Origin of the sequence: Paenibacillus sp. FSL H8-0104, from assembly GCF_038050215.1 — a bacterium.
Classification (GTDB): domain Bacteria; phylum Bacillota; class Bacilli; order Paenibacillales; family Paenibacillaceae; genus Paenibacillus; species Paenibacillus amylolyticus.
Window position 1 is genome coordinate 2,693,994 of the sequence record NZ_JBBOTC010000001.1, and the last position, 25,091, is coordinate 2,719,084.

At 42.5% G+C, this 25,091-nt stretch carries 33 protein-coding genes; 29 read left to right on the plus strand and 4 right to left on the minus strand.

The features are described from left to right. Positions 1-43 precede the first annotated feature (43 nt). The 15 genes from NST38_RS12235 (at position 44) to NST38_RS31625 (ending at position 8,834) form a co-directional block, all read left to right on the plus strand. Positions 44-247 carry a helix-turn-helix domain-containing protein gene (locus tag NST38_RS12235; protein WP_076249752.1) on the plus strand — a complete coding sequence of 68 codons (204 nt, stop codon included), beginning with the start codon at positions 44-46 and terminating at the stop codon, positions 245-247. 200 nt (positions 248-447) lie between these two features. Then, complete coding sequence (locus NST38_RS12240; protein WP_076249751.1) at positions 448-972, plus strand: hypothetical protein; 525 nt, start codon at positions 448-450, stop codon at positions 970-972. Positions 973-1,162: 190 nt separating this feature from the next. Beyond that, positions 1,163-1,591, plus strand: a complete 429-nt coding sequence (locus NST38_RS12245) for a hypothetical protein (protein WP_076249750.1) — start codon at positions 1,163-1,165, stop codon at positions 1,589-1,591. A gap of 52 nt (positions 1,592-1,643) precedes the next feature. Then, positions 1,644-2,045 (plus strand): NUDIX hydrolase, encoded by a 402-nt coding sequence (locus NST38_RS12250; RefSeq protein WP_076249749.1) that lies wholly within the window; start codon positions 1,644-1,646, stop codon positions 2,043-2,045. A gap of 298 nt (positions 2,046-2,343) precedes the next feature. Continuing rightward, entirely contained in the window at positions 2,344-2,871 is a 528-nt protein-coding gene (locus NST38_RS12255) for a YfiT family bacillithiol transferase (RefSeq protein WP_256719969.1), read from the plus strand. 33 nt (positions 2,872-2,904) lie between these two features. Continuing rightward, positions 2,905-3,300: a VOC family protein gene (locus tag NST38_RS12260; RefSeq protein ID WP_076249748.1), complete on the plus strand. Its 396-nt coding sequence runs from the start codon at positions 2,905-2,907 to the stop codon at positions 3,298-3,300. 122 nt (positions 3,301-3,422) lie between these two features. After that, positions 3,423-3,977 carry a helicase gene (locus tag NST38_RS12265; RefSeq protein ID WP_076249747.1) on the plus strand — a complete coding sequence of 185 codons (555 nt, stop codon included), beginning with the start codon at positions 3,423-3,425 and terminating at the stop codon, positions 3,975-3,977. Between the two features lie 41 nt (positions 3,978-4,018). Then, on the plus strand, positions 4,019-4,675 hold the full coding sequence (locus NST38_RS12270; protein ID WP_076249746.1) for a DUF4367 domain-containing protein: 657 nt from the start codon (positions 4,019-4,021) through the stop codon (positions 4,673-4,675). Between the two features lie 31 nt (positions 4,676-4,706). Continuing rightward, positions 4,707-5,189 carry a DinB family protein gene (locus NST38_RS12275; RefSeq protein WP_076249745.1) on the plus strand — a complete coding sequence of 161 codons (483 nt, stop codon included), beginning with the start codon at positions 4,707-4,709 and terminating at the stop codon, positions 5,187-5,189. Positions 5,190-5,243: 54 nt separating this feature from the next. Further along, positions 5,244-5,783, plus strand: coding sequence for a phosphotransferase-like protein (locus NST38_RS12280; protein WP_076249744.1), 540 nt, complete (start codon positions 5,244-5,246; stop codon positions 5,781-5,783). 84 nt (positions 5,784-5,867) lie between these two features. Then, positions 5,868-6,665 (plus strand): aminoglycoside N(3)-acetyltransferase, encoded by a 798-nt coding sequence (locus NST38_RS12285; RefSeq protein WP_179087827.1) that lies wholly within the window; start codon positions 5,868-5,870, stop codon positions 6,663-6,665. A gap of 36 nt (positions 6,666-6,701) precedes the next feature. After that, positions 6,702-7,181 carry a DinB family protein gene (locus tag NST38_RS12290; protein ID WP_076249742.1) on the plus strand — a complete coding sequence of 160 codons (480 nt, stop codon included), beginning with the start codon at positions 6,702-6,704 and terminating at the stop codon, positions 7,179-7,181. A gap of 87 nt (positions 7,182-7,268) precedes the next feature. Next, positions 7,269-8,204 carry an acetamidase/formamidase family protein gene (locus tag NST38_RS12295; RefSeq protein WP_101313452.1) on the plus strand — a complete coding sequence of 312 codons (936 nt, stop codon included), beginning with the start codon at positions 7,269-7,271 and terminating at the stop codon, positions 8,202-8,204. 48 nt (positions 8,205-8,252) lie between these two features. Then, complete coding sequence (locus NST38_RS12300; RefSeq protein ID WP_083684236.1) at positions 8,253-8,534, plus strand: hypothetical protein; 282 nt, start codon at positions 8,253-8,255, stop codon at positions 8,532-8,534. A gap of 99 nt (positions 8,535-8,633) precedes the next feature. Next, the gene (locus NST38_RS31625; RefSeq protein ID WP_373888053.1) at positions 8,634-8,834 is read left to right on the plus strand and encodes an HAD-IA family hydrolase; all 201 of its coding nucleotides are present in this window, start codon (positions 8,634-8,636) and stop codon (positions 8,832-8,834) included. A 59-nt stretch (positions 8,835-8,893) separates the two neighbouring features. On the opposite strand, the gene NST38_RS12305 is transcribed toward NST38_RS31625, so the two are convergent. Next, entirely contained in the window at positions 8,894-9,343 is a 450-nt protein-coding gene (locus tag NST38_RS12305; RefSeq protein ID WP_076249741.1) for a DUF1569 domain-containing protein, read from the minus strand. A 157-nt stretch (positions 9,344-9,500) separates the two neighbouring features. Between NST38_RS12305 and NST38_RS12310 the strand changes: the two genes are divergently transcribed. The 9 genes from NST38_RS12310 (at position 9,501) to NST38_RS12350 (ending at position 14,420) form a co-directional block, all read left to right on the plus strand. After that, on the plus strand, positions 9,501-9,674 hold the full coding sequence (locus NST38_RS12310) for a hypothetical protein (RefSeq protein ID WP_179087825.1): 174 nt from the start codon (positions 9,501-9,503) through the stop codon (positions 9,672-9,674). After that, positions 9,671-9,838 carry a hypothetical protein gene (locus NST38_RS12315; protein WP_180361717.1) on the plus strand — a complete coding sequence of 56 codons (168 nt, stop codon included), beginning with the start codon at positions 9,671-9,673 and terminating at the stop codon, positions 9,836-9,838. Before NST38_RS12310 ends, NST38_RS12315 begins: the two co-directional genes overlap by 4 nt. After that, complete coding sequence (locus NST38_RS12320; RefSeq protein WP_143781220.1) at positions 9,807-10,121, plus strand: hypothetical protein; 315 nt, start codon at positions 9,807-9,809, stop codon at positions 10,119-10,121. Before NST38_RS12315 ends, NST38_RS12320 begins: the two co-directional genes overlap by 32 nt. Positions 10,122-10,165: 44 nt before the next feature. Then, entirely contained in the window at positions 10,166-10,993 is an 828-nt protein-coding gene (locus NST38_RS12325; protein WP_076249738.1) for a methyltransferase domain-containing protein, read from the plus strand. A 34-nt stretch (positions 10,994-11,027) separates the two neighbouring features. Further along, on the plus strand, positions 11,028-11,960 hold the full coding sequence (locus NST38_RS12330) for a hypothetical protein (protein WP_076249737.1): 933 nt from the start codon (positions 11,028-11,030) through the stop codon (positions 11,958-11,960). Between the two features lie 75 nt (positions 11,961-12,035). Continuing rightward, the gene (locus NST38_RS12335) at positions 12,036-12,863 is read left to right on the plus strand and encodes a phosphotransferase family protein (protein WP_179087823.1); all 828 of its coding nucleotides are present in this window, start codon (positions 12,036-12,038) and stop codon (positions 12,861-12,863) included. A gap of 179 nt (positions 12,864-13,042) precedes the next feature. After that, positions 13,043-13,489, plus strand: coding sequence for a GNAT family N-acetyltransferase (locus NST38_RS12340; protein ID WP_083684234.1), 447 nt, complete (start codon positions 13,043-13,045; stop codon positions 13,487-13,489). 45 nt (positions 13,490-13,534) lie between these two features. Beyond that, positions 13,535-13,858 (plus strand): hypothetical protein, encoded by a 324-nt coding sequence (locus tag NST38_RS12345; RefSeq protein ID WP_076249734.1) that lies wholly within the window; start codon positions 13,535-13,537, stop codon positions 13,856-13,858. A 37-nt stretch (positions 13,859-13,895) separates the two neighbouring features. After that, positions 13,896-14,420 (plus strand): GNAT family N-acetyltransferase, encoded by a 525-nt coding sequence (locus NST38_RS12350; RefSeq protein ID WP_076249733.1) that lies wholly within the window; start codon positions 13,896-13,898, stop codon positions 14,418-14,420. Positions 14,421-14,554: 134 nt separating this feature from the next. Here NST38_RS12350 and NST38_RS12355 read toward each other — a convergent pair whose 3' ends face one another. Genes NST38_RS12355 through NST38_RS12365 form a run of 3 tightly spaced genes read right to left on the minus strand, consistent with a single transcriptional unit; the run spans position 14,555 to position 18,919 of the window. Next, the gene (locus NST38_RS12355) at positions 14,555-15,520 is read right to left on the minus strand and encodes a sugar ABC transporter substrate-binding protein (RefSeq protein WP_076249732.1); all 966 of its coding nucleotides are present in this window, start codon (positions 15,518-15,520) and stop codon (positions 14,555-14,557) included. Further along, positions 15,513-17,102 carry a response regulator gene (locus NST38_RS12360; protein ID WP_256719976.1) on the minus strand — a complete coding sequence of 530 codons (1,590 nt, stop codon included), beginning with the start codon at positions 17,100-17,102 and terminating at the stop codon, positions 15,513-15,515. The genes NST38_RS12355 and NST38_RS12360 overlap by 8 nt, the downstream gene beginning before the upstream one ends. Before the next feature lie 5 nt (positions 17,103-17,107). Beyond that, positions 17,108-18,919, minus strand: coding sequence for a cache domain-containing sensor histidine kinase (locus NST38_RS12365; RefSeq protein ID WP_076249730.1), 1,812 nt, complete (start codon positions 18,917-18,919; stop codon positions 17,108-17,110). Positions 18,920-19,162: 243 nt separating this feature from the next. Between NST38_RS12365 and NST38_RS12370 the strand changes: the two genes are divergently transcribed. From NST38_RS12370 to NST38_RS12390, 5 genes are all read left to right on the plus strand, one after another. Next, positions 19,163-20,185, plus strand: a complete 1,023-nt coding sequence (locus NST38_RS12370) for an ABC transporter substrate-binding protein (protein WP_017689009.1) — start codon at positions 19,163-19,165, stop codon at positions 20,183-20,185. An 85-nt stretch (positions 20,186-20,270) separates the two neighbouring features. Then, positions 20,271-21,782 carry a sugar ABC transporter ATP-binding protein gene (locus tag NST38_RS12375; RefSeq protein WP_076249729.1) on the plus strand — a complete coding sequence of 504 codons (1,512 nt, stop codon included), beginning with the start codon at positions 20,271-20,273 and terminating at the stop codon, positions 21,780-21,782. A 4-nt stretch (positions 21,783-21,786) separates the two neighbouring features. Continuing rightward, entirely contained in the window at positions 21,787-22,830 is a 1,044-nt protein-coding gene (locus NST38_RS12380) for an ABC transporter permease (RefSeq protein WP_083684233.1), read from the plus strand. Then, a complete protein-coding gene (gene yjfF, locus NST38_RS12385; RefSeq protein WP_017689006.1) occupies positions 22,820-23,794 on the plus strand; it encodes a galactofuranose ABC transporter, permease protein YjfF in 975 nt (324 codons plus the stop codon). The genes NST38_RS12380 and yjfF overlap by 11 nt, the downstream gene beginning before the upstream one ends. Before the next feature lie 45 nt (positions 23,795-23,839). After that, positions 23,840-24,892: an ABC transporter substrate-binding protein gene (locus NST38_RS12390; protein ID WP_341343966.1), complete on the plus strand. Its 1,053-nt coding sequence runs from the start codon at positions 23,840-23,842 to the stop codon at positions 24,890-24,892. Positions 24,893-25,091: the final 199 nt, after the last annotated feature.

Genomic DNA, 25,091 nt, shown 5'->3' on the forward strand with positions numbered 1-25,091 from the left:
AGGTCCTATATAAAGCTTCAATTCGGATATGAAGGGATACCAGATGATAAGTTATAAACCATTTCAAAATTTATTGATTGACAGGGAGATTAAGAAGCAGGATTTATTAAAAATCACGGGGATCTCATCGGCAACGATGGCAAAACTTAATACGAATGAGTATGTATCGTTAGAAGTAATCGATAAATTATGTACGGCATTGGGATGTCAGCCTGGAAATCTATTGGAGCATATAGCAGATCAATGATGGGATGATAACATCTGCTGTTAACCAAAATTGAGATTCCGTCGTATGACATAAAGCAACGGCTCCTAACGGAGCCTTGGTCTGCTAAATGGATTTCGAAGTTGATATTTTGGCAGACACCTCCGAGAGTTTGTTGAACTGCATAAAAAAAGGAAGGTGATTAGAAATCACTGCAATAAATTAAAGAGGAGAAGCTAATTATGTCTAGACCTTTAAGAATTCATATTATAGGTTCAACTGGTAGCGGAAAAACATACCTTGGTCAAGTTTTGTCAGAGAAGTTAAATATAAAAATTCACGAACTAGATACAGTCATGTGGAGCAGTAAAGTGAAGTTTTCAGGAAAGAATTCTCCAGACGTGAGAGATAAATTACTACATAAAATAATTGATAATGATAGTTGGATTGTAGAGGGAGTATATTATAAATGGCTTTCTGATAGCTTTTCAAGAGCAGATGTAATTTATTACCTAGACACTAATGTATTGATTCGACATTTTAGAATTATCATGAGATTTGTTAAACAAAGAATAGGCGCAGAAAGATCTATATACAAGCAAACATTAAGAGGACTAATTGAAATGCTTATTTGGAATCATAAATTTAATAGTACAAATCGGAAAGAAATCTGTAGTTTCTTGTCCCCTTATAAAGACAAAGTGATAATCATAAAAACCAACAGGCAAATGATAAGTTTACTCAATGAAGGCAGTGAAATCACATAACTCCGTATTTACACATCGGGATATACGTCCCTCTGTCAGCAGAAGTTTTGGTAGAGGACCAGGAGGTAATATAACAATTAAACGGTGGACATTGATCCTTGGGCCCAATAAGCAGTACACCCAGCCTACGCTGGGTCTTATATACAGAAAAGTATGTGAAATCGACGAAACTATTTAATGAGGGTGAACGATGAAGATAATAAGAGATAGGGAAGAACTTGAAGGAACTGGTTATATTGAAGTTTTACCCGGGAAGTACCTTGGGCAATGTTGGAATGAGGACTCAATTTACTTTGATGAGGAAGTATTCGGCTTTGTAGAGAAAACAATAGAAAATATATTTTCTGGATATGATCATTATGCATTTAACGAAATACATCGAAAAACGTGGGAGGTGATCCTTGAGGATTTGAAAACGCTTGCTAATCTCCTTGATGAAAAAGTAACAATGGAATTAATAAATGAACATGTATATTTCTTCTTTGGCAGTTCTAAAGATGAGTTTCAACAAGATTTTCTCAATAGTGTTCAGAGACTTCGTGAATTAATCATAGAGTTTGTTGTATGGATTAAAAAGCAATTAACCACTCATGATTATGTTTCAGTTCTAGGCATTTAGCTATTCCATTCGAGGGAGAGTGGTTATTTAAACCAACATAGGAGGAATTAGAATGAAATTTATTGTTTCTGCAAGTGTAATCGTTATCAATGAACATAATGAGATTTTACTCATGAAAGGTCGAAGAGGTTGGGAAATGCCTCAAGGTTGTGTTGAAGAAGGAGAGACTATTAGGCAGGCAGCAGTTCGAGAAGTGAAAGAGGAAACAGGGATTGACATTGAATTAATTAAATTTTGTGGTTTGTATCAGAACATAACGCGCGGTGTATGCAACAATATATTTACTGGAAAACCGATTGGTGGAGCTTTAACTACCAGTGATGAAAGTGAAGAAGTGGGCTACTTTACTTTAGAAGAAGCTGGGCAAATGATAACATGGGGGAATTTCTATGAAAGAATTCATAATGCATTAGATGAGAAAAGCCATCCTTTTTTGATTGAATTTTCAGAATAAGGTCACTCATTATGGTAGACTCCACCTTAAAGCCGCTCCTATCTTGGTTGGTGATGTTCTAGTCAAACACCATTCTACCTAAGATAGGGGCGATTTTTATATAATTGTACCTTTGTAACTCAGGTTTAATTGCGGTAGTTTCTAATCAAAATACAGATATGAGAGTAGTCTAATATAAGGAGCAGCCCGAGAATACAGGTTGCTTCTTTTTTTGCTTTTACACTTCGCAAATGGAACATTGTGGGTTATATTGGATATGATTTGGTTCTATAGTAGAGAAATGGAGAGGTGGTCAACCTTGGATGAAAATGTACGCTTTCCGATAGGACACTTTGAGCCAAGTCTTAAATTCTCTAATGAGGACCGAATCCACATCATTCGTCAAATTCCCGGAATTACGAAAACCTTAAGAGAGATTACACAACATCTCAATGATGATCAACTTTGTATTCCTTATCGTGATGGCGGTTGGACGATTACACAGATTGTGCACCACCTTGCGGACAATGACATGAACGCTTATATCAGATTTAAGAGAGCGTTAACTGAAGAGGAACCGATGGCAAGCTCATATCGAGAGGATTTATGGGCATCATTACTTGATTACAGGAATACGCCCATCGAAGATTCAATTTTGCTGATGGAGATACTGCACAAGCGATTTCTCACTCTGCTGCTTGGTTTACATCCCGATCAGTTTAGACGAACACTCCGAACAGAAGTGTTAGGTGCAATTACATTGGATATCGCGATTCAAAGATTTGTATGGCACGGGCAGCATCATATTGCTCAAATTAAATCTTGTATAACATCGCAAGGGTGGTAGGGTTTTATACATTTCAAGTGTGGAGGTAACATAATGGGGAAAGGAAGAATTCTAGGCATAGCATATAATGTAATTCCAGTGAAAGATTTGGAATTGTCAGCTGCCTGGTTTGTAAAGCATTTTGGATTTAACATTCGCCACCAACGCGAAGGATATTTGAGTTTATTTCGGGGTGATCGCCCAATTTTGGACTTGATTCAAAGCGACAATGAAACACGAGCGACATTTGAAGTGCATCAGAAAAAGAGATGGGTCATTACATTTTTCACTGATGACATTGGTTCTTTACATGACTACTTAACATCAGAGAATGTGAAAGTAGGGGCTGTTAGTGATGAGGGACAGTATGGGAAGTTTTTTGTGTTAGAAGATCTGGACGGTAACTTGTTTGATGTGTGGGAACACCGTGATTGTGAATTGAATTTCTGAGGAGCCTTGGTTTGCTGCTATCATTTACTGAGCATTTGTATGTAAACGGATTCAGAACTAGATGAGTGACTGCGTTTTAAATATAAAGTCAATTATAAGAAAACTAGATTAGGGAGATACAAATGTTGATTGAAGACGAAAAAGTATACCCTGATTGCGCAGTTGAAATTAGAATAGTTGACGTTGGCGGTTTAACAAAGCCAGAGCTTATTCAGAAACTGGACCAACACTCTATTTTATTAAATAAATATGGAGAACAGTTGTTAAATGATGAGAGATTTGTAGTTTCCGGTACAAAGCAAAGCTTGCAAACGGTTGAGTTGACCGTCAGACAACTTGGATTTTCAGATGGTGCTACGACTTTTCAGCTCTTTCGAAGAGCAAATGATCTTGGGTTAGAATGTTGTCCGGTTGAGTTAGGACCTTATCTAAGAATGCAATATTTGGATCAGCCCGAGATATGTTCTACCAATATTTCAGAGGGTAACAAAGCTCCGTCCGGCTCCATTACCATAGCATCTGCAGCCCTTACGGAGGATAATGAATTTCCAAAAGGTTTTTATCTCAGACGATTAAACGACAAGTTATGGTTACGAGGATATCTTGCCGACCATTTGCATATTTGGAGTCCTCATGATCGCTTTATCTTCTGTAGGGCTCGGCTTTCTATTGTATGAGGATCAGGAAGATGTTTTGAAAGCAAAGGAGTGAAGGACCAATGGATATCAAAAACAAAAGCGGAGATGTGCTTGGAAAAATTCAAATTGAATCCTTACGCAATGATAATGCGATTGACCGGATAGTCATTGACTTAAAGCCTGGTGAAGGGAAGGCGATATACACCGCAGATGTTACAGAGAACCAATTCACGCAACAGACCAATTATGCAGCTATTCCATGGGAAGACGGTTTGGAACAATTGCAGAAACATTATTCTCCATGGCAGCCGAAATTTCCGATTGATTCTGATATAGATGCCATTCATGTATTTTATGGATTTGATAATTTTACTCCGCAAGAAATCGATGAAATGATTGAAGAAAGTAACAGGTCAGGTAGAAATGTAGTGATACGAGACCTGAAGCCCAATAAGAAGGTTGTGGGCATCAGCATAACGTATAAAGAATACGGTGGTTATAAACTTAATATTTTCGGGACAACAAAGAGCCGGATCGCATTGTCTGATCATGATGGTACTAAGGTTAAACAGGTAGCCATACGTGGCGTCCAAGCATTTTATATTTTCAATAACGAAACTTCCCAATTGATATGGATCGAAGAGGATATGCATGGGAAGGCGTTGCAATACGAGATCAATGGTAGAAACATGTCAGAAGATCTTGTGATGAAGATTGCGAAGTCAATGAACGGATAAATGATGATGTTAATCTGAGTGAGGTGCAACGATGAGTTACAAAGCTATTCTCATAGACCAATTAAACGCCTGTTATCATGACAAGAGCTGGTTTATTCCACTTCATGATATTTTGACAGACCTCAATGCGGCGGAAGCCTCTTATGTAAAGAATGAGGGAGAGCATTCCATTTGGGCGATCGTCAATCATCTTATTTTCTGGAATGAGAAGTGGCTTGAGAGATATATTGCCGAACAGGTCAACGGGCAGAATTCAGTGAATAATGAGGATACATTCGAGATAGATACGTCTAACCTGAATGATGTGGAGTGGCGCAAGACATTACATAGACTGAAAACCGTGTTTAGTGATTGGAACAGGGCACTCGAAGATAGTGAAGAACATAAATTGACCCGTGAAATCCCTACCTATTTCAACGCGCCATGGTGGGGAATTGTATCAAATCTATGTATTCATAACGCCTATCATATTGGCCAGATCATGCTGCTCAAAAAATCAATGAAACACACGTAGTACACGCTGTATTACATTTATGAAATTATACTTAAGCAAAGGAAGATGACTATCATGGAAAAAGGCAAAATTATATTTTTGAACGGTGTAACCAGCTCTGGTAAAACTTCAATTGTAGAGGCGATGCAATCATACGATGATCCGTTTTTCTATGTTGTGGCTAATGATTTATTTGAAAATACGATTGGTGATAAACATCTTCAGACGGATTACTGGAAGTATCTGAGTGAAGCGATAGTAATGATGTATCATACGGCAAAAGTATTTTCAGACCATGGAAAGCATGTTCTGATTGATGGCATTCTTGTGGAAAGACCGGAGCTCGCGCCGCATTATGAACAAGTCAAACAGATTTTTGAAGGGTATCCACTGGATATCGTTGAACTGCACTGTCCTCTCGATATCTGTCGTCAGCGTAAAATTGAGCGTGGTGATCGCAGAGAAGAGCAATCGGATGAGCAACATCAAATTATGGCTAAACACATCAACTATAGCTATTCGATTGATACAAGTATGAACACACCGGAAGAATGTGCAGAGAAGATTATTGCAGCGCTGTTCAAGAACCATCATGAACCATTGAAAAATATGTAAAAATTATATTACGAAGCTGTAGCGGAATCGATATCTAGTAATAACTTTGTCTGCTTTAGTCTGGAGGATTAAATGAGGATTTCAATGGAGTTACAAACAAGAAAAAGTATAGTTCATGATTTAAAGTCAATGGGGATAAGGGAGGGCATGACGATAATCGTTCATTCCTCCTTCAAAGCAATAGGTAAGGTTATAGGCGGCCCGGTAAGTGTTATTTTAGCTCTGGAAGAAGCCGTTGGAACCAATGGAACCATTGTCATGCCCACTCAAACAGAACATCTTTGTGAACCTTCAGAGCATGACGCGAACCTGTCCTCAGCGGAAATTGAGTTCATCAAAGACAATATGCCTATTTATTATCCTGATTTAACCCCAACCTCGTATATGGGTATCATTTCTGAGGTGTTTCGGAGGCAAGATGGTGTGTTTCGAAGCTCACATCCGCATATGTCTTTTGCTGCCTGGGGGAAAGAGGCCAAACGGATAATGGAAGATCACAACTTGCATTATGCATTAAATGAGAAATCTCCGCTAGGAAAAATCTATGATTTGAGTGGATACATTCTGTTACTTGGTGCGCCTGAAAATAGTAACACCTCCTTGCACCTGGCCGAATATAAACAGCAGAATTCATTTGTTAAGCCAAAAGTCTGGGGAGTAAAAATGCTGGTGGATGGAATTGAGCAATGGACTACATACGATGATATTAACAATGAATCAGATGATTTTGAATTGATTTTTAATGAGTTTAAGATCCAGACTAACGCTGTTACCGAAGGAATGGTAGGGGAATCTGTGAGTTATCTGATACCCCAAAGAGAGATGGTTGATTATGCTTTGGGATGGATGAATCGTAACCGAAGAGAACATATCGAGCAGTGAATCATTTCAAAAAAGATAGAAGGGGGAAATGTAATCATGACTAAAGAGATTGAACATTTGCTTCAAAATTTTGAAGAATGGGCGTTGTTTGTCAAGACGATGAATCATCTTGAAGAGAAGACCTGGAATTCCAGTATGGAAGAAGGGAAATGGACGATAAAATCCATCGTCAGTCATATCATGTTATGGGACCGATATTTTTACAAGGAAGCGATTGAGAAGATTGCTCTGAAGCAGCCAGTTACGTTGAAACATATGAATTTTGAAGAGTTTAATCGCAAAGCTATTGAATTTAGTAACCGCACAGAGACGTCCGAAATCGTAAACAAGGCTATCACGTACCGCCATAAAATTATGAATGACATTCGAGGGTTATCGGAGGAACAGCTTCATCAGACGTATTTGGACGCAGAGGGGAACGTATTTTATATTCCCCAATACCTTAAAGATTTTATATGGCATGACCAGCATCATATGGAACCGTTGAAGAAATATCTTGCCAACCTTGAAGCATAAAGGATTTAGCAGGCAGGGGGTGACACGGAACACAGCATGTTGCTTGCTTTGAATATAATATGTATCCCAAACCAGGGAGGGATTGTAGTGAGTACTCATACAATTGAATTAACTCAGGAAAATCTGATTGGTTCATTTACCAATGAGGTAACTCCCATTTTGAGCGTGAAATCTGGTGACTCTATTCGTTTTCAGACGCTGGATGCGGGCTGGGGAACAGGGGTGAGTTATGCGGAACGCATGAAACCTTTTGATCGTCAAGGTGAAAAAGATGGAGGTCATGCCTTAATCGGTCCGATCTATATCGATGAGGCGAAGCAAGGACAGACGTTGGAGATTGTTTTTAATGAGATCGTACCCGGGAGTTACGGGTTTACTTCCGCTGGCGAATATCCGAACTGGCAGAACCAGAAGTTACATCTAACAGAGATTGAAGAACTGTCGCTGAACTGGACACTTGATCGCCAAACGATGAATGGAACCTGTGAAATAAAAGGAAAGTCCTTCACTGTATCTCTCTCGCCGTTTATGGGTGTAGTGGGCATGCCGCCAGATTCAGGTGGGATTCATACGACTTGGCCACCTCGCTATTGTGGAGGAAACATCGACTGCAAGGAACTGGTGCAGGGAAGTAAATTATATTTACCTATCCCCGTAGACGGGGGTTATCTCGCGATTGGTGATGGTCATGCACTGCAGGGAGACGGTGAAGTCAGCTGTCAGGCCATTGAATGTCCGATGAAAGTGGTGGATGTCACGCTTAATGTGATTGATGATATGATTTTGACCAATCCTCGTGCACATACGCCATCCGGCTGGATTACCTTCGGTTTTCATGAAGATCTGAATGAGGCTACGGTTGAAGCATTAGACGGGATGCTCAATCTGATGGGTGAGTTGTATGGACTAGATCGAGTGGAAGCGATTGCACTTGGAAGCGCGGTAATTGACCTGCGTATCACCCAAATTGTGAATGGCGTTAAGGGTGTGCATGCTGTCCTTCCGCATGACGCTTTTAAGTGACTTAAGGCCTGTTATACGTCGTATTAGTTGAACTCGGGGGTCGATAAAATGAAAGGCAGACCACAGATCGTTTTAGATATCGCAGGGGTTTTGTTAAGTAATATGTCGTTGACGTGCTGGAAAGATATGAGTGAGGAAACCAACCTATCGGCAGAATCTTTGAAAGTACATTTTGCAGGAATCAAACGAAAGCTCTGGACAGGAATGATGAGGGAAGAAGAGTTCTGGCAATCGTTGAAGGAGATGTATCCCGAATTATCAATAAGCCGAGCGAAGGACATCTTATACAATTCAATTGTTCCCTTACCAGCCGCTCAATACCTTGAGTGATGGAGTGAGTTCGCAGATATCCATCTACTCAGCAATCATTGTAAGGAATGGATTGAGCCGAATCTGAGCTGTTTAAGCTCATTTACCAAAAGTGTAACCATCTCTAATCAAGTGGGTTTATGCAAACCTGAGATTGAGATATACCAACGGGTCAAAACCCTCCTGGCAGCTGGAGAAGAGGTTCTATTTATAGATGATCAAGAGAAAAATTTACATTCTGCTAAGCTACTTGGTTGGAAGACTTTACTGGCTGACGAAGAAGGAGATTGGGTTAATGAAGTTGAGTCATTGCTAATTTAGAATGTAATCCAGAAACAGTAATAGAACAGCATGCATAACTGGCACACCGTGCATAACCGCTAAACTCCAAATTGCTTTAGATGATGATCTAAATGCTTGTATATGCCCTTACCCCATTGCTCGGCTGTTAATTTTCCGAAGAAGGGATGGGGGTGGCGGGAGAAATTTTCTGAAGCACCTTGTTGAAAGATATTAATCTGCTGCTCAAGCTTTTCTTTTTCTGCCATAAACTGTCGTTGGTCATCAATAATGATTGTCGGGATCGTAGACATATTATGGGGCAAGGGCTTGTCATTATAAAACATTGGTTTTGCGAACCGTCCTATAAGTCTTCCAAGTAATCCTCTAGGTGGAAAAGCATTTCCTAAGGGGATATCATGAAATGCTGAACAGTGAGCCAGCATTTGAGAGACCTGCATCGTGCCCCATTCAGGGATGGATTTTTCACTAAGTTGATCCATGCGCTCTGTAATTTCAGCAGCATTCATCGTATCAAATATACTTTTCACAAGAACACCTCATTCCTCCAGGATATAAAATTTGAACTTAAACTATCATCATTCTCTTATTGAAAGGTTTATCCTCTTACTATCAAGAATAATAAGATATGGTAAGTTTAGTCAATGTGTTATAGGAAAATCACAATTGAAATCGGAGGATGCGAACTTGGAAAATAAGGAAACGTTTAATCTCGTAACACATGAATATGAACGATATAGACCCCTTTATCCGAGTGAAATGTTTGATGAGATTTTTACATACCTGAATCTTAGTAAAGAGGGTTCCATTCTTGAGATTGGCTGCGGAACGGGGCAGGCCAAGGAAAGTGATTTCAATTGATTGTGTCAGGAACGGCCTTTCACTTCATTGATCCGGAGGTCGGTTACCACCGGGCTTGGGAATTGCTAGAGAATACAGGCGGCATTGGACTTTTCTGGACGATTCATGTACCGGTCTATGACCAGCTGCACAATGAAATTCGCATTAGCCCCTCATCTGGATGATTCTCACTATCCTTCGCCAGATGAAGTTATCCAGGAGCATAAAGAAATAACAGAAAAATCTGGCTTGTTCACGGATATTGAGGTTAAGGAGTATAACTGGATACAGTCCTGTTCCAGCGAAGAGTATGTCACGCTGTTAAATACCAATTCCAAACATCAGCAGCTTTCTATTGATGTTCGGCGTTCACTTCTAGAGCGAATCAAACATTCCATTGATGCTGCAGGTGGAACGATAGAGAAACAACATAAGGTTGCCCTTTTTCTAGGGAAGAAAAAGGTCTAAGGATATATGTTTTTATTTTTCCACAGAAGAACAGGAGGGAATATATGAGTAATCCGCGTTCAACATACAGTATCCAAACGGCAGTGTTAAGTTTACAAGAGGAATTAGAGAGGTTAAAGATGCAGGCGATAATGGGGTGGTCCAAAGAATTTCGAAATCTAGAGTGGTATGGTTTGAAAAATGGAATGCGTGTATTGGAGGTCGGAAGCGGACCAGGTTACATTACAGAGCAACTATTGAACAATCTGCCGGACAGCGAGCTTACTTCACTTGAGATTGATCGTTCACTGCAAGCACAAGCCAAAGAACGGCTGAAAGATATTCCTTCCAAGCGATTACAATTTGTAGAGTCTTCCATCTACCAGATGGATCTGCCTGATGATTCTTTTGATTTTGTCGTGGCAAGACTTATCTTTCTTCATTTGAACAATCCTGACGAAGCTGCACAAGAGATATATCGTGTACTGAAGCCTGGCGGCCGTCTTGCCATTATTGATGTGGATGACGGCGTTTTTGGAGCAGTGAATCCTGATGTTCCTGCTTTGCATACGGTATTAATGAAAATTTCGGACTATGTAGCACAACACGGCGGTAATCGTTTAATTGGCAGAAGTCTGCCGCGTCTCCTTTCTGAGAGCGGATACATCGATGTTGACATTGATTCTGTCCTTCAACATAGTGATCTGTTAGGCATAGAAGGGTTTAAGCAGCAGTTTAATCTTAATCGTTTTGTACATTTTGCTGAAAAAGGTGTGATCAGTTCGGAGGAATTTGCTCAGCTGCAACAAGCTTCTGAAGCGATAAATCATTCGCCGGAAGCCTATGCCATGATGAATTTCATTACAGCTTGCGGCACGAAGCCATTGACATAGCTGGGTTGAAACTAATTAGGGACGGAGAATGGGGATGAATATCGTTCATTCTTTTCAGGAATTAGTAGTTCGAGGCGATCATCAGGGTATGATTGAGTTACTGAAAAACTACGAACAATCCAGGAAATTGTCTGTCCATGAACGAGGCTGGGTCTACTGGAATGTTTCAGATGGTTATGCCTTGTTAAGAGAGCCGGAACCGCTTTATGCCAATCACCGGGAATTCTTCGAATGGGGGAAAGAAAACCTCGCTCCGGAGCAGTTACACTGGATTGTTTCGGATTCGACACAAGCGTTGTCGTTATCTCTGGGGAACTACTTTGATCATTGGATGGACTGGTACCAATATGCTTGCGATAATGCTCCGAAGTTGGATACCAACCGAGGTGTTCGATTCGAGAGCCATCGGGCTTTGGGTGGTTCGCTTTGGGTTTTGGAGAGATACAGTGAAATGGACAGTGTGCTTGAAAATATGAACCAGCTTATACAAGAAGATGAGACATGGTCCAATATTCTTTTTGCCCGGATTACATATAACAAACAGCGTCTGGCCTATCTGTATCATGTTGGGGAGGTTAGAGAAGTAAATCTGCTTCTGGATGAAACGCTGAATTTGATAAACAAGATCGACTGGTCAGCATTAGATCAAATAAAAAATCAGGAAGTTGTAGGTAGCTGGAGACAATTGAATTCATCCAGTAACTCACAGAGAGATGTTCACATCGCGATGAACAATCTGGCATGTATTTTGACAGATATTGAAAAGGTAGAGGAAAGTGTGGGGTTATTCAGACGGCTACAGGACAATGGATATGCTTTGAATGGGTATGCTTTTTCTAAATATGTCTGTTCGGTCTGGAAGTCAGAGGGGGTTGAAGCTGTTAGGGAAGTGTTAGGTGCCAATAAATCTTTTGAAATCGCTGAACTGATTAAACATAGCCCTATGCTTTCAGAGATCGAAGATTAGGTTTGAGGTTGTCTAAAAGAGGACTGAACTTCAAGGACTAAGAAAGAAGGAATGCATGAAGTGAACCATGACATCTTGTTAAACAGATTTCCGAATGTGAACATTGTTAAACTAACAGGTGGTTATACCAATACGACCCTTTTACTTGAGGGAACTGATCCGCAGATGATTGCTAAAATCTATCATGTAGAAAATACAGATGCAAGGACAGAAATAAGCGCGCTAAGGTTGTTAAATCATTCTGGCGTGACTCCGCGAGTGCATGATTGCTTTGAAAAAGAAAACTGGCTGTTTGTTATGATGGATTATGCTCCAGGAATAAATGCACAGAGGCTGCTGGATCAAGATGGACGTGACCAAGGCAGGAAAATTTATGAGCAACTTGGTATATATCTCGCCAGAGACGTGCACACAATCAAACGAGGTGACTGCGAAGCAGAGCTGCCAGTCATAACGAAGTCCGCTAATGATGTGGAGGAACTTAAGTTTGTACCCTCCGGAATCAAAAGCATGGTAAAAGAAGTGTTGGACATTTCCGATCATGGGGAGCAAACTCTGATTCACGGAGATTACGGACCACATAATGTCATGTTATCCAACGATTCAATGTTCATTTTGGACTGGGAGTGGGCAGGATGGGGCAATCCGTTGTTTGATATCGCATGGGTGGTCTGGTTTGTGCATCTTCATTACCCTCACATGGCAAAGGATCTGTCAGAAGTCTTCTTAAATGCATATACAGAACGTACAAATATTGATGTAACAAATGATCTAATTCGGGCATATTCCACATCCAAAGTAATACAGATCATGCACCGAATCAAGAATGCTCATCCAGATGTACATAGGGAATGGCTCCGCAGATTAGAATGGACACTGCAAGCGAGCTTTAACAAGTCTTAATCGTGAAATTTCGTTGAAACGCTGAGATATACGTGAGAGGAGTGATGTGATATGAGAAACAATACGAATCCGAGTAGAAGAAATGAAGTTGCAAGAGGTGTTTTTGTCTAGCGCAGGGACCCAAGGAAGAGTTCCGGGGGATTCCTCTGTGTAATTTTCACAAGGAGGAATTTCAAATAATGATTCATTTAAAACGTGTATCGGTGGATAATTGGTATGCATGTACTCAACTGAATGTAACGGAAGAACAGAAAAAAAGTTTTCCCGCGCCGGTTGTATATTGGATTGCTGAATCCAAGGTTGTGACCGATTTTCGACCCATGGCCATCTATTTTGATTCGGATCTGGTTGGTTTTGCCGTGTACTCAGATAAGGCGGATCATGAGGATAACTACTGGCTTCTTGCTCTAATGATAGATACAAAATATCAGGGCAGAGATTATGGAAGAGAAGCATTGAGGAAGTTAATTGATCTAATGAAAGAATCGCAGAATTGCAAACGCATCATGATTGGACACAGGCCGGAAAATGGTATCGCCGAAAATCTGTATGAATCACTTGGTTTTCACAGCGTAAGTGAAGGGCTGATTGATGGCGAAGTCGTTCGGCTTCTAAGATGCAAGTAGTGCCAAATCACAAGCGATTTGGATTGTAAAGGAGGTAATTTGTCTTTGAAGCGTGTACACATTATTTTCTCATTACTCTTTATCATGTTAGGAATTGTGATTATTACAATCTCGAAAATGATTGAAGAGGTAATTCCCAAGCTAGGGTATACAGCATTCCAGTCAGCAGCAGCTGGCAGTTATGATTCGAGTGCTTATCAAGTGAATTTTGCACTGAATTATTGGATAGGCGCGATATGTATTTTGGGTGGAGTTATCTGTTTAATTAGTACAATGAATGTTGTCAGAAACTACATTCGTGAAATGAATATAAGAAACAGAGCGTTTGATGAAACTCATAATCATGACGACACAAGAGAACTGAAATAGGATATGATATGACATAAAAAAGAAGGGGCGGATACACATGATTACATTCCAATACTTTGAACCGGAAGATTTTGATCAACTGATCGAATGGAGTGGGGATGAAGCATTTTTGCTCCAGTGGGCAGGCCCTCAGTTCCAATATCCACTTTCCAGAGAGCAGCTATTGGATTATTTGCATGGTGCCAATGATAAGAACACTTCAAATAAGTTCATTTATAAAGTGATGGATGAATCGACTCAGGAGATTGTAGGTCATATTGCTCTTGGCGGTATCGATCGATATAATCGTTCAGGGCGTATTGGTAAGGTGCTACTTGGCAAGCCGTATCAGGGTAAAGGTTATGGGAAGCAAATGATCGATGAGGCACTTCGAATTGGATTTGAAGAGGAGAAGTTACACCGGATCAGTCTGGGCGTATTTGATTTTAATGTCTCAGCCATCCGATGTTATGAAAAAGCGGGCTTTGTACAAGAAGGACTTATTCGTGATGCGAGAAGATATGAAGATACATTCTGGAATCTTATCGAGATGAGCATATTAGAAAACGAATGGAAAAAATGACTTCTCAAAAGGAACATCATACTTGAGAGTCATCTTTCTTGAGAAACACTTCGATGAACGGATGTAATAACTACGTGTATTAAAATTTAAATGGGGATGTCCTCCTGTCATCAGAATGACAGGAGGACATCCCCTTAATTACTTTCTTTCTGGTTTATTTCAATGATCCCCGTATCAATAAATTCCTTCACAGGCACACCATCGCTAGCGAGTAACAGGGTCTCCATCATTTTGGTACCCCAGACTCCTTCATTCTGCGAAATAACGGCAGACAATTGACCGTTAAGTAACCCGTTTTCACTGGTCGGGCTATCACCGAACGCGATTAAATGCCGGTTAAGGCCTTTTGCTTTCCAGATCAGGGTAGAGGCAGAGACAGAAACAAAATCGAGCCCGATAATTGCATTGAAGTGAGGGTGAGCTTGAATCATGTTCTCCATATCGGACATGGCTTGATCTTCATTCCCTTGATGATAACGAACTTCCAAGATCTCGATGTCTGTTTCACTGCGGATATAATCAATGAATCCATTAAGCCGCTGTTGCAAACCCTGCATCTCCTCCAAGCCATTCTCGACAAGAATCATGCCTTGATTATGCAGAAGTCGTGTAGTCGTCATCGCGAACTGCTGGCCAGTGCGATAGTTATCGGCGCCCACATAAGCGATTCGATGACTGGATGGGACATCTGACTCAAATGTAATGACAGGAATACCTGCAGCTTGGGCTGCATCAATAACGGGTGTAAGTGCAGCAGCATCCACAGGAGATATAGCTATCCCGTCCACATGCTGTTTGATCATATTCTCCATGATACGGATCTGTTGTTCGGTATTGGCTTCATCAGGTGCGTTTACAATTAATGTAATATTATGTTTCCCTGCATACTCCGTTGCATCCTTCGTGATCATCTCATAGGTTGGATACGTCATTGGATAGATAATACCGAAAGTTTTGCTCACTGCAGATTTCTCTACAGGTGAAGTCGCAGGAAGTGTTGCAGCCATTTGCTGTGGGCGAATGTGTGCCGAACCGGATGAAATGATCATCGGGAACACAAGTATTAGCGTAAACAAAAGTGCAAATCTGGCTTTATTCATACATTGGCTCTTTTCTCATATCTGATGGTCTGGCCTGCGATTCCTCGGTTCCTTGAGTTCGGTATTCTCTTGGCGTAAAACCTGTTGTTTTCTTGAATATATTAGAAAAATAGTGAGAGTCATTGTAACCAACTTTGTAAGCAATCTCAAAGGTTTTGTTGTTGGTTGTTTTCAGCAGCTCCTTGGCTTTGCCGATTCGAATCTGAGTTAGATACTCCGTTATCGTTTGACCAGTTTCCTGACTGAAAATCTTGCTTAGATGACTTGGACTGATTCTGACGTGTGCAGAAATCATCTTCAACGAGACCTGTTCGTTATTGTATTCACGGGATACATAGGCTTTCACCTGATCAATGACATCACTGTATTTTCCAGAGCACGCTGCTCTTCTCTGCCATAACAGGTTAAGCAGGGAACACAGATATTGGGTACAATCCTCCCAGCACGTAATCTTCCGAATCGTCTGTTGCAGGGAAGTAATGTTCTCATCCGAATGGTCACTCATGCGGAACAACTGATTGGCGAGCCGAAATGACTCCAGCGTAAGATCATTCAACAGATAGAAGCCATACGAGGAGGACTTCCAGTCGAAGGACTGTAATGGAGCGGCAAACTCTTGCACAAAATGGTCACGCAGATTGGGGCTGCCGATTTTGAGAAATTCAAGAAACGAATTCCTGTCGAGAAAAAGAGTCGTTTGCTCATCCAGGTTAATTTCACTTAGAGAAGCTCTGTTTTGAAGGGTGAGTCGATTAATATATTTATCCTCCTCCGCTTCCAGATAAGAGACATGAATTCCTTGCAGACGTTCCTGTTGACTGCCAATGCCCAGAATAATATTACATTTGAACGTATGCTCAAGTTCCATACGAACCCGCCCGCGAAGCTGCTCCAGATATACGGATATGTTGTCATCGGAGTGATACTTGAGCAGAAGCACCAACTCGGTCCGGCTTCGAATATAAGGAAGAAGTTCGACGTGGGGATCACGAGTTTCCTCCAGTATGGGAAGCAACTTCTTCATCAGGGATTCCGGGTCCCGGGAGTCATCTGTTAATCGAACGTCGATAATGACAATTGTATAATACCGGGCCGAGAGTGGAAGTGAGAGTTGTTTGGCTGATTCAATCGCATCGGTTGTACCGATGAGTCCTCCGCACAGATCGGCCAGCAGTTTTTCTTTGGTGATCGTCCGGTTTGTCATGCGTTGATGTTCTTCATCCATTTGTTTGCTGACCTTATGAAGCATTTGGATTAGCTCTGCTGCGCTAATGGGCTTTAGACAGTACTCGGTCACACCAAGTCGGATAGCCTCCTGGGCATAGCTGAATTCATCATGACCGCTCATGATAATGATTTTGATATCAGGTTGTTGAGTGCGAACGATGGAGGTCAGTTCCAATCCGTTCATAAATGGCATTTTGATATCCGTAATCAGAATATCCGGAGCCCATTCATGAATTAAAGGTAACGCAAGCTCGCCGTCGGGTGCATCCCCGCAATAGTGAAAACCTTCCTTTTCCCAATCGATGCAGCTCCGTATATTCTCCCGAATTCCAATTTCGTCATCCACAATCATCACCTTTTTCAACGGTTAACCTCCTTGCTTTTGGGGATACGAATCATAAATGTGCTGCCTTCCATATAGGTACTTTCCATTTCAACGCCATAAGCTGGTCCAAAATAGAGTCGAATCCGGTGATGTACATTGAGCAGACCAAATCCGCCTTCCTGCTCGTCATCTTGGGGTGAACGGGAACCGGCCGGCTTCTCCAGCTCTTCACGTAATTGTGCCAATCGATCCGCAGACATGCCAATTCCGTTATCCTGTACGGTCAGAATGATGCTATTTTCCTCTACATATCCGTGTATGGATATCAGCCCTTGACCGCGTTTGTTCTTGATCCCATGGTAGAGCGCGTTTTCAATCAGGGGCTGCAGCGTCATCTTCAAAATGGGATAATCCTGAAGCTCACGATCAACGCTGATCTCGTAGGTGAGAATATCGTGGTACCTCATCTGTTGAATAACCAAGTAACTCCGCGCATGTTCAAGCTCGGTTTGAATGGATACCCAGTCGAATCCTTTGTTCAGACTCAAACGAAAGAACTTCGAGAGGGCCTGCACAAGTTTGATTACATTTTCTTTTTTCTCTGCTTCAGCCATCCATAGGATGGATTCCAACGTGTTATACAGGAAATGAGGGTTGATTTGAGCTTGTAGCGTACGTAGTTCAGCTATTTTCACTTGTTCATTCTCTCGAATGCTCTTTTCGATTAGCATTTTGAGCTTATCTAGCATCACGTTGAAGCTTTTACCCAGATCAGCAATTTCGTCCGAGCCGTGTGGTGTGACTTTGGCTTCCAAGTAACCGTTTGCAGCTTTACGCATCTTGTTCATCAGAATCCGGATGGGAAGAATCAGTCGATTATTCAGGAAAAAATATAACGATATCGCAAAGAAAGCACTTAACAAAACCGTAATGATGATCAATTGGCGAATGCTATTGGCCTCTGCAATGATTTCCTGATAAGGAGCTACCCCGATCATTTTCCATCCGGTCTGTTTTGAGGTGCTGTATACAACAAACTGGGGCTTTGATCCTGCTGACAGGATAAAGCTGTCGTGCTGTAGATGTAAAGGGACCGATTGGATCTGATCCATCATGGTTATGGATGCCGGGGTGACATCCGGCCTGAAGAGTGTATTTCCGTATTGATCACTAATATAGAAAAAACCGGAATCCTTAATGGGGGTATTCGTCAAAAAATCATCAATGAATGAATCATTCAAATCAATCACTATGAACCCGATGACCTCATGTGTAATTCGCTCTTTGACCGTGGTTATAATTGAAAGCGCATTCTGTTTAGGGTAAGCAAACCCATCCAGCCTGTTATATTCCGCATAGGCTGCAGAATGAGGGATGCGCAGAATGGCATCCGGATATTGTATTAGATACTTGAAGTACGGGTTACGCAGCGGATTTCGTTCCAGCTTGAACACGCCTTTTCGTTCACTTATGCCTTTTCCATAGAAATTCACGAATGAGATATTAAGTACCTTGTCATACTTGTAGGTTTCCCGATAAAGATTGTATGTCTGAAGGATGGCTTTGGCTTCCGGGTAGGACTCCGATTGAGAATACAAGTATTGAAGCACTTGCGGGTTCTTGCCCAGTTCGAGCAGCCGTTCCGTATCCTCAAACAAGATGTCAATGTTCCTGGCAAGCTGGTCGGCAACCAGCTGTGTTGAGGCCTTGTTATGATTGGATACGACCGTATAGGATTTGTGGTAAGAAATCAATCCAACCACGATCAGTGGCACTGAACTGAGGATGATAAACATGCTGAGTAATTTAAGCCTGAGGCTTGAAGCAATCCATTGAATGAGTTTCAACGTATTCCACTCCATCTGAAGGGATCAAAAATGTATCATTAGTATAACATGATTTTCTAATATGTAAGAGAATCGCTAAATACTACACAATTAAACAAAGAAATTACACTTTTTAAACTCCATTTTTTGAAATTACTAAATTATTACATAAATAAAGTATGAGACTCCATATAAGCTCGGAATGAAAGCGTTCTATAATGTGGTCACACCACAAGGTGAAACGAAAAAAGGGAGGATCACAACATGCGAACCAAAAAAAAGTGGGGACTTGCCATAACATTGGCTATGGTGATGCTAGTCAGCACGGCATGTAGCAGTACCAATGGAGGAGCAGGCTCCGATAATGAAACTTCAACGAGTGGGAATGGCAGTACACCTGCCAGCGCCAAAACAATTACGCTTGGTTTTTCGCAGGTTGGTGCAGAGAGTGGCTGGCGTTCGGCGAATACCAAGTCGATTCAGGATTCAGCCAAAGAAGCAGGTTATGATTTGAAATTCTCCGATGCGCAGCAGAAGCAGGAAAATCAAATTAAAGCTTTGCGATCCTTCATACAACAGAAGGTGACGGTGATTGCTTTTTCCCCTGTTGTAGAATCCGGTTGGGATACCGTATTGAAGGAAGCGAAGGATGCAGGAATTCCCGTGATTTTGACGGACCGTGCTGTGGATTCGCCGGATAAAACCCTCTACAAAACCTTTATTGGCTCCGACTTTGTAGAAGAAGGACGCAAAGCAGGTCAGTGGCTTAGTGACCAATACAAAGACACACAAGACGAAATCAACATTGTTGAGCTGCAGGGTACAACAGGCTCCGCACCAGCGAATGACCGTCAAGAGGGCTTTATGGAATTGATTGCTTCCAATTCGAAGCTTAAAGTGATTGCTTCACAATCGGGTGACTTTACACGTGCCAAAGGCAAAGAAGTCATGCAAGCTTTCCTCAAAGCACATAAAAAAATAGATGTTCTCTATGCACATAATGACGATATGGCACTTGGGGCAATTCAGGCCATTGAAGCGGCAGGATTGAAACCAGGCGTAGATATTACCATTATCTCTGTGGATGCCGTGAAGGATGGTATGCAGGCTGCTGCTGATGGCAAAATCAACTTTATCGTTGAATGTAATCCTTTGTTAGGACCTCAATTAATGGAAGCGGTTCAATCGGTAGTGGACGGGAAAGACATCGAACCCCGAATCGTTACGGATGAGACGACCTTCACATCGGAGCAAGCCAAAGAAGCATTGCCAACACGTGAATATTAAAAGCAGATTCGTATAACACCGAAAAGTCATTTTTCGACCAGGCTGTCGCTAAATGACTTTTTTCCATAACAAAGGAGAGGGTTATATGGCCGAGCAAGCACCCATTTTGCAAATGACAGGCATCACCAAACAATTTCCCGGGGTTAAAGCGCTATCCAGCGTCAGCTTTCGCTTGTTTCCGGGCGAGATTCATGCCTTGATGGGTGAGAATGGAGCGGGGAAGTCGACGCTTATTAAAGTTCTGACTGGCGTTTATTCCATTGATGAAGGAACGGTAACCATGGATAACCGGCATCTTTCGATCTCCGGTCCGCTTGAAGCGCAAAAGGCGGGAATCAGTACCGTTTATCAAGAGGTCAATCTTTGTCCGAACTTAACGGTCGCTGAGAATATTTTCATCGGGCGGGAGCCGATGCGATTTGGCAAAATCAATTGGAAGCAAATGAACAAAGATGCGGAGAACATTCTGCGAGACAGATTACATCTGTCCATAGACGTTAAGGCTCCTTTACAGACCTACTCGGTCGCGATGCAACAACTGATTGCAATTGCAAGAGCACTCAGCATCTCGGCAAAAGTGCTCATATTGGATGAACCCACATCCAGTCTGGACAAAAACGAGGTTCAGCAACTGTTTCGTATTATGCACAAATTAAAGAGTGAAGGTCTCGCAATTCTTTTTGTTACTCATTTTCTTGATCAGGTATACGAAATGTCGGATCGTCTAACGGTGCTCCGTAACGGGGAATTGGAAGGAGAGTACATAGCCGCAGAACTTCCACGCATGGAACTGGTGCTCAAGATGATCGGCAAGGAGCTTGAGGTGCTTGAGGAGCTTCCGAAGGAAGCAGATGCTGCCCAGGCGGAGTCGGGAGAAATGTTAATTACCGCTAAGGCACTTGGACGTAAAGGAGCAATTGAGCCATTTGATCTGGACATTCGCAAAGGAGAAGTCGTTGGCTTGGCTGGATTATTGGGGTCTGGTCGTACTGAGATTGCTCGCCTTTTCTTTGGTGCAGATCGTTCAGATGAAGGCAAGCTGCTCGTTGTAGATACAGGAAGTACGGTCAAGTCTCCGCGTCATGCAATTGATCAGAATATTGCTTTTTGCTCCGAGAACCGTAAAACCGAAGGCATAATCGATGATTTGACCATTCGGGAGAACATTATTCTGGCTTTACAAGCGACACGAGGCTGGTCCAAACCCATCTCACGCAAGAAACAGGATGAGATCGCCGAAAAGTACATCAACCTGTTAAATATCCATCCGAAAAACCCGGAGCATTTAATTAAAAATCTGAGCGGCGGTAATCAGCAAAAGGTGTTGCTTGCACGGTGGCTGCTGATAAACCCCGATCTGTTGATTCTCGATGAACCTACGCGTGGAATTGATATCGGTGCCAAGACTGAGATACAGAAGTTGGTGCTCTCTCTGTCGAAGCAGGGCATGGCCGTGCTGTTCATTTCGTCCGAGCTGGAAGAAGTGATTCGTGTCAGCCACCGGATTGCCGTAATCCGGGACCGCAAAAAAGTGCAAGAACTTAGCGGGGATCAGATCCATCAACAGCAAATCATGAAAGCAATGGCAGGAGGTTAAAGAGATGGCGGGCAAGATGCGTAAACATCATTTGTTTTGGCCGTTATGTATGCTTGGTTTACTTTTAATCTTTAATTTGCTGTACTCTCCGGATTTCTTCTCCCTCGTCATGCGTGAAGGGAATCTGTATGGCAGCTTGATTGATATTCTCAATTTTGGAGCGCCTTTAATTCTGGTATCGATCGGCATGACACTGGTGATTGCGACCGGAGGTATCGATTTGTCCGTGGGCTCCATTGTAGCGATCTCCGGTGCCGTGGCTTGTATGAGCATCAGCAGAGGAGTGGATCAGAGTTCGCTCTGGCTTATGTTGGGTGCACTTGGATTATCTATAGGTCTCTCACTGATCTTGGGCATATGGAATGGGGCGTTGGTTTCGGTTGCCCGAATCCAACCCATTATTGCAACGCTTATTCTGATGGTAGCTGGACGTGGGATTGCGCAATTGATTACGAGTGGACAGATTATTACTGTATCCAACGCGAACTATGCCTATATCGGGGCAGGTTCGCTTGCAGCATTGCCTTTTTCCATCTTCATCGTATTAACTGTGCTGCTTGTTGCCTCATTGCTGACGAGAAAAACGGCACTTGGACTGTTTATCGAATCGGTCGGAAGTAACGCAAACGCGAGCCAACTGGCAGGTATTCGTTCAAAAACAGTTATTCTCACGGTATATGTCTTCTGTGGTCTGTGTGCCGGCATTGCCGGGCTTATTCTCAGCTCGAATGTATCCAGTGCGGATGGCAATAACGCAGGTCTGTGGTATGAACTTGATGCCATTCTTGCTGTAGTCATCGGGGGTACTTCGCTCAATGGTGGTCGTTTCTATCTAATGGGTACCGTCGTTGGAGCACTCATTATCCAAACCTTAACAACGACGATTTATATGATTGGAGTCCCGCCAGAAGTTACGTTGGTTGTCAAAGCCTTTGTAGTACTGGCCGTATGTTTGATTCAATCCGATTCATTCCGCAATTCCATGGTGATCCGTTGGAAAAAACGGAAGTTTCCAGCCGAACAGGGGGTTAACCGCCATGTTTCTTAATCGTAAGTATCTCCCGGTCTTTGTCACCTTCGGTCTGCTGGCTGTGATGTTTGCCATAGGCTCTTTCCGGTATACGGGATTCTTTTCCACACAGGTACTGCTTAATCTTCTCATTGATAACGCATTTCTGATTATCACGGCGATTGGCATGACTTTTGTGATTGTATCGGGAGGAATCGACCTGTCGGTAGGTTCTGTCATTGCGCTGACGACCATCATTAGCGCAAGTCTGGTCGAGAAGCAAGGGTGGTCGCCTGCGATCGTTATACCTATGGTGCTTGTTATGGGTGCGTTGTTTGGCACAGTCATGGGGGCGATCATCCACTATTTTAAAATTCAGCCTTTCATCGTGACACTGGCAGGCATGTTTTTGGCGCGGGGGTTGTGTTATGTCATCAGTCTCGACACCATTACCATTACGAATCCATTTTACACACAGGTTGCGCAGGCGAAAATTTCCCTGCCAGGTGGCAGCTTTGTCTCCATTAATGTGATTATTGCACTGGTCATTGTACTGCTCGCGATCTACCTGGCACATTACACCCGGTTTGGGCGCAACGTTTACGCCATCGGCGGAAGCGAGCAATCCGCGCTGCTCATGGGACTGCCGGTTGCACGTACCAAAATCCTGGTGTACACGTTCAGCGGTTTGTGCTCCGCGCTTGCCGGTGTTGTCTTTACCTTCTATATGTTATCAGGTTATGGATTACACGCCATGGGTCTTGAACTCGATACCATCGCGGCTGTTGTAATAGGAGGCACCTTGTTAACAGGTGGTGTAGGGTATGTGGCGGGAACCTTTATTGGTGTATTGATCCAGGGGGCTATCCAAACTATAATTAGCTTCGAAGGTACGCTCAGCTCATGGTGGACCAAGATTGTGATTGGCCTGATGCTGTTTGTTTTTATTTTGTTCCAACGACTTCTTAGCGGGCGGCGAGTATCCTCGAAATCACTGCATTAAGTTGATCGAATTAAATGATATGACAATGAGATGGGGGATGCGTGAGTGAGAAGACATGTGAACTGGTTGTGTTTGTTCATTCTACTGCTGCTTGTCGGCTGCACAACCCCTGAGTCTGAATCTGTTCCTCCTCCCATCTCGTCTAACAACTTAGAAACTCTTCCCTCCGTTGAGGAATGGATGGAATCAGCGGTAGCAAGGGATACCTCTACGAAACCGATTGTCTTAGGTTTTTCACAACTGGGCAGAGAGAGTGCCTGGCGTCTGGCAAACTCCACGTCTATTCGCAATGCTGCGGCTGAATCGGGAATCTCCCTTGTAATAAAAAATGCAGAACAGTCTCAGACGAAACAGTTCGAGGCTGTTCGGTCGTTCATCAGGCAAAAGGTAGATGTCATTGCCATTGCACCGGTCGTGGAATCGGGCTGGGATGGTATTCTTCAGGAGGCCAGGGATGCAGGTATACCTGTTATCATCGTAGACCGGTCAGTTGATGTCAAAGACACTTCACTTTTTGTGACAACGATTGGATCGGACTTTTATGAGGAAGGTGTGAAGGCCGGGAAGTATATTCAGGATCGGATGCGAAATCATCCGGATTTGATACGGATTGCCGAACTGCAAGGCACGAGTGGTTCTACACCCTCTATCCAGCGTGGCGAGGGCTTTAGAAGCATTTTCGAAACCAGAGCAGATATCATTTTCTCACAAAGTGCTCCTGCCGATTTTACGGAGGACAATGGCAAACAAGTCATGAAAGAATTCCTTCAGGTCCCGGAAGACAAACGGCCGCAGGTTCTTTTTGCCCATAATGATGAAATGGCTTTTGGCGCCATACAAGCGATAGAAGAAGTTGGGCTGAAGCCGGGAGAGGACATTATCATTGTCTCGGTGGACGGCTCCCGCAAAGCACTTGAAATTCTGGCGAGTGGGAAAATCAACGCTGTGGTGGAATGTAACCCGCTGCTTGGTCCTCAGCTTATGCAGGCTACAAAAGAAATTATTGCAGGGCGTACACTCCCGAAGCGCATGGTGCCCCCGGAGGACATCTTTACACAGGAGAGTGCTAAACGGGAGATGTACAACAGGCGATTCTAGAATTCGTGAATAAATAGAACATTTTGGATAAAATTCAATTTACTTTAAATAAACTTATCGTTTATACTGAACTCACCTTGAACTAAAAGCTCTTCTCTATGAGAAAGGACGTAGCGGATTACATACTTTTGAAAGCGCTTTTTTCGAGGGGTGAGAGTTCGATAAAGAGAGGGAGTGTAGAAGGTAGTATGCTGTGAAT